Source organism: Xanthomonas maliensis (genome assembly GCF_009192945.1).
In the GTDB taxonomy this organism is placed as follows: domain Bacteria; phylum Pseudomonadota; class Gammaproteobacteria; order Xanthomonadales; family Xanthomonadaceae; genus Xanthomonas; species Xanthomonas maliensis.
On sequence record NZ_NSET01000081.1, the window covers coordinates 1 to 5,602 of the forward strand.

The 5,602-nt window shown below is 65.4% G+C and carries 1 protein-coding gene; it reads right to left on the reverse strand.

The features are described 5' to 3' along the window. The coding region (locus CKY51_RS20780) for a non-ribosomal peptide synthetase (protein WP_152249848.1) at positions 1-5,602 on the reverse strand (5,602 nt) is incomplete at both ends.

The following is a 5,602-nucleotide window of genomic DNA, read 5'->3' on the forward strand; positions in this document are numbered from 1 at the left end:
GCAGCGCCGCCAGGCACGCGGGCCACGATCTGGTCGATCGCCTCCTGCGGCAGCGCCACCAGCGGCAGCAGCTCCGGCGTGATGCGAGCACAATCGAACGGGATGCGATTCGCTGGCACCACGACGTCATGGCCATGGGCCACCACGGCCGCGATGGCTTCCACGGTCGGTTGTCCGAACAGCACCCGCAGATCGGCACTGAGGCCCTGCTGGCGCATGCGTTCGATCAGGTTCACCGCCAATAACGAGTGTCCACCCAACTGGAAGAAGTTATCGTGCCGCCCCACCCGCTCCACGCCCAGCACCGCTTGCCAGATCTCGGCCAGGGTCTGCTCCACGGCGCCTTGCGGCGACTCGTACGCCTGCACCGCATACGCTGCTCCATCTGGTGCGGGCAAGGCCTTGCGATCCAGCTTGCCATTCGGGGTCAGCGGCAAGGCATCCAGTTGCATATAGGCAGCCGGCACCATGTATTCCGGCAGCACCTCCAACAGCCAGCCACGCAGGCTCTCTGCCCCCAGCGCTTCGGCCGACATCGCGTCGGCGGCGACCCAATACGCCACCAGCCGCTTGTCGCCATCGCCGGTCTCCAAGGCCACCACCACGCATTCGCGTACATCCGCATGCGCAGTCAACCGCGACTCGATCTCGCCCAGCTCGATGCGGAAGCCGCGGATCTTGACCTGGTGGTCGTTACGCCCCAAATACTCGATCGTGCCATCCGCGCGCCAACGGCTCAGATCGCCGCTGCGATACATCCGCGCCGCTGGATCGGCACTAAACGGATCCGGCAGGAAGCGCTCGGCGGTCAGCGCGTCGCGATTGAGATAGCCACGCCCCACGCCCACGCCACCGATGTACAGCTCACCGACCACCCCGATCGGCACCGGCGCACCGTGTGCATCGAGGATGTAGATGCGCAGATTGGCGATCGGTCGACCGATTGGCAGGCTACCGGCATGCTCCCATCCCGGGCGATAGCGCCACGCGGTGACATCCACCGCCGCTTCCGTCGGGCCATACAGATTGAAAATCCCGGCCGCCGGAAAGACCGCCTGCGCACGCTCGGCAAGCGACGGCGCCAAGGCTTCGCCACTGCAGATGACCCGCTTGACCCCCGGGAACAGCGCATGCTCTCCATGCTCGACGAAGGCCCGCAGCATCGACGGTACGAAGTGCAAGGTGGTGATCTGCGCGCCGTCGATCAAACGCTTGAGATACGCCGGGTCCTTCTGCCCTTCCGGCTCGGCCAACTGCATGCGCGCGCCGCTGAGCAACGGCCAGAACAGCTCCCACACCGAGACATCGAAGCTGATCGGGGTCTTCTGCAGCACGACCTCGGAGGAGGCGAGTTGATAGGCGTCCTGCATCCACAACAGACGGTTGACCACACCGCGATGCGCATTCATCGCCCCCTTCGGCATGCCCGTCGAGCCGGAGGTGTAGATCACATAGGCCAGATGCTCCACCGTCAGGCCGATGACGCCGGGACTCGGGTTGCTAAGCGGTCGTTGCGCCCAACGCTCACCGTCGGCGTACAGATCGATGATCGCCGCGGCGGCATGGTCGTTGACCAGGTGCCGGCTCGCTGTTTCGGTCAGCACCGCCACTGCCCCACAATCGTCCAGCATGTAGGCCAGCCGGTCCGGTGGATAGGCAGGATCCAGCGGCACATAGGCGCCGCCGGCCTTCAACACGGCCAGCAGCGCCACCACCATCTCCACGCTGCGCTGCATGCAGACCGCCACCCGGTCATCCGGGCACACCCCCAACTCACGCAGGTAATGCGCCAGACGGTTGGCTTGCGCATTCAACGCGTCATAGCGCAGCGACACGTCGCCTTGCGCCACCGCGATCGCGGCTGGCGTGCGCGCCACCTGCGCTTCGAACAATTCATGGACACACACATCGGCCGGATAATCGACCTCGGTTTTATTCCACTCCCACACCACCTGACGCAAGCCGGCCTCATCCAGCACAGGCAGGCTGTCGACCGGGCGATCATCCGCACCCTCGGCAACCATCGCCTGCAGCAGCTGCTGCCAATGCCCCAGCCACCGCTCCACCGTCGCAGGCGCGAACAGGGCCGTGGCATAGATGAGGCTGCCCACAATGCCCTGTTCGCGCTCGACCAGCGACAGCGTCAGATCGAACTGCGCACTGACCGCTGCAATGTCCAGGGGATGGGCTTGCAGATCCCCCAGATCCAACACGCCCTGCGGGGTGTTCTGCCAGGCGAACATCACCTGGAACAGTGGCGTATGCGCCAGGCTGCGCGGTGGCTGCACCAGCTCGACCACCTGCTCGAAGGGCAGGTCTTGATGCGCCTGCGCCTTCAGCGCACGCTGCTTCACTGCTGCCAGCACTTGCGCCAGTGTCGATGCGCCGGCCACCTCCACACGCAACGCCAGCGTGTTGACGAAGCATCCGATCAATCCTTCGGTCTCGGCGCGCCCGCGATTGGCCGCCGGGCTGCCGATCACCACATCGTCCTGGCCGGACAGGCGCGACAGCAGCATCGCCCAACTGGCCAGCAAGGTCATGTACAGCGTCAGCCCATGGCGCCGGCTCAAGGTCTTCAACGCCTGCACCTGTTGCGGGTCGATCATCACCTCCCGCAGCGCGCCCGTATGGTCCTGCTGCGCTGGACGCGGATGGTCCGTCGGCAGTTCCAGCAGTACCGGCGCATCCGCCAAGGCCGCGCGCCAATAGCTGGCCTGCTGCTGCAACACCTCGCCCGTCATCCACTGGCGGTGCCAGCTCGCATAGTCGGCGTACTGGATCGGCAACGGCGCCAAGGGATCGGCGTCGCCAAGTGCAAACGCCTGGTACAGCGCGCTCAGTTCGTCGATCAGCAGGGCGATCGACCAGCCGTCCGAGACGATATGGTGCATGGCGATGAACAGCACCGACTCGGTCTCGGCAAGCCGGACCAGGACACCGCGGATCAGCGGGCCGCGCTCCAGCGCGAACGGAGCCTGTGCCGCCTCGTGCAACACCTGCTCCAGCATTGCCTTCTGACCGGACACATCTCGCAGATCGTGCACGCTCAACGCGAAACCGGTGTCCTCGGCCGCAAACTCCTGCACCACCTGCCCGTCGACCTGTGCGAAGATCGTGCGCAGCGCCGCATGCCGGTACACGATGCGATCCAGGGCACGCTGCAGCGCGTGCGTGTCTAACACGCCATGCAGGCGCAGGCCGCCGCTGATGTGATAGGCCTGACTGACACCCTCGAACTGCGACAGGAACCACAGCCGCTGCTGTGCGAACGATAAGACGCGCCGCGCTTGAGGGGCCAGCGGCACGATCGGCTGCACCACTTCCCCCGATGCCGATGCGACGCAGCCAGCAAGTTGCAATAAGGTGGGATGGGAAAAGAGTTCGGCCACGCCGATCTCGAGACCCAAGGCTTGGCGCAGGCGCGAGATGACCCGCACCGCCAGCAACGAATGGCCACCGAGAACGAAGAAGTTATCGTGTCGCCCGATCGTCTCCAGACCCAGCAGCGCACTCCAGATCGCCGCAATCGTCTGCTCGATCTCACCTTGCGGCGCTTCATAAGCCTGCGCGGCATAGGCAGCGCCATCGGGCGCGGGCAAGGCGCTGCGATCCAGCTTGCCGTTCGGCGTCAGTGGCAGCGCGTCCAATTGCACATAAGCGGCCGGCACCATGTACTCCGGCAGTCGCGTCGCCAGCTGCGTCCGCAACGTGTCGGCAGAGAGCAGCTGGGCATCGCCAACCAGATACGCCACTAGCCTGGGCTCGCCAGGATGGTCCTCACGCAGCAACACCGCCGCATCCTGCACACCAACGCAGGCACGCAGCACCGCCACGATTTCGCCCAGTTCGATGCGGAACCCGCGTACCTTGACCTGGTTGTCGTTGCGGCCAAGATAGTCGAGGGTGCCGTCCGCGCGCCAGGACGCCAGATCGCCGCTGCAGTACATCCGTGCACCAGGCTGTTCGGCGAACGGATCGGGAACGAAGCGCTCGGCGGTCAAGCCGGCACGGCCCAAATAGCCGCGCGCCAGCTGCGGCCCGGCGATATACAGCTGGCCGACGACACCGATCGGCGCCAGTTGCCCATGGGCATCGAGCACGTACAGGCGCAGATCCGCGATAGGTTGACCGATCGGCACACGGCCGTTGGCGGCATCCGCGTCGGCGGCAGTCGCCGTGTGGACCACGCAACCGACCACGGTCTCGGTGGGACCGTACTCGTTGATGAGACGAGTATGCGGCGCCAACGCTTGCCAGCGCGCCAGCGTCGCCGCCGACAATGCCTCCCCGCCGATCACCATCACCTGAGGACTGAGCGGCGCTGTCTGCTCGGCCAATTGCTGACCAAGCACTTCCAGATGCGCCGGTGTCAGCTTGACCAGCCCCAAGGGCGTTGGATCGCACAGGCGTTGACGCAAGGCATCGAGGGTGTCGTGTTCCGGCAGCAGTTCAGCGTGCGCGCCGCACAGGAGCGGGACGAGCAGGCTGGTCAGGGTCGCGTCGAAGGACAGCGACGAGGACACCACCGCACTGGGTGTTGGCTGATACGTGTCGACCGCCCATTGCAGGTAGTGCGCAGCACCGGCATGGGTGAGCAAGGTGCCCTTGGGTTGGCCGGTGGAGCCGGAGGTGTAAATGACGTAGGCCAGGTGATCGGCACGTAGGCCATTGGCATGGCGGTCAAGATTGTGATCAGGCCCATGTGCCCAACAGCTGTCATCGCCTTGCAAACCGACCACCACGACAGCAGCGCCACTGTCCTCGAGCAAGTGACGACTGGCGACATCGGTCAGCACGGCCACCGCGGCGCAATCCTGGTGCATGTACGACAGTCGCTCCAGCGGATAGCTCGGATCCAGCGGCACATACGCACCGCCCGCCTTGATCACCGCCAGCAGTGACACCACCATCTCGACACTGCGCTGCGCACAGATCGCCACCCGATCATCTGGACCGACCCCCAGCTCACGCAGGTAATGCGCCAGACGGTTGGCTTGCGCATTCAATGCGTCGTAGGTCAGCGACCGCTCTCCTTGCACCAGTGCGATCGCTGCTGGCGTTCGCGCGACCTGCGCCTCGAACAGCTCGTGCACGCAGACATCGCGCGGATACTCCGCCGTTGCCGCATTGAACTGCTGCAGGAGGCGTTGGCGCTCGGCCTCGGGAAGCACAGAACACACGTGTAGAGGGCGCGGGTCCGCACGCTCCAATGCCTCCACCAGCTGGATCAGTGCAACCTGCATGTACGTGCACAAGCGCGCGGCACCCACGACCGGCGCCACCTGGGCGATCAGTTGGAAGTCCTCGCCCAGATCATCCACACTCAAGGTCAACGGATAATTGGTGCGCTCTTCCGCCGAAAGCACCTCGATGCCCTGCCAGGCAGCCTCCTGCGCCAGCGCGTCGCCGGCCGAACTATGGCGGTAATTCAACAGCGCGCTGAACAACGGCGTCGGTGCTTCGATGCGGCTGCAACGCTGCGCCGTGGCCAGCGAGGCGTGCTCATGCACCAGCAGCTCGCTCAGGCGCGCATGTGTCTGTGCGACGGCCGTGCGCGCATCCACTCCCAGCAAGTTCACCCGCAGCGGCAAGGTATTGA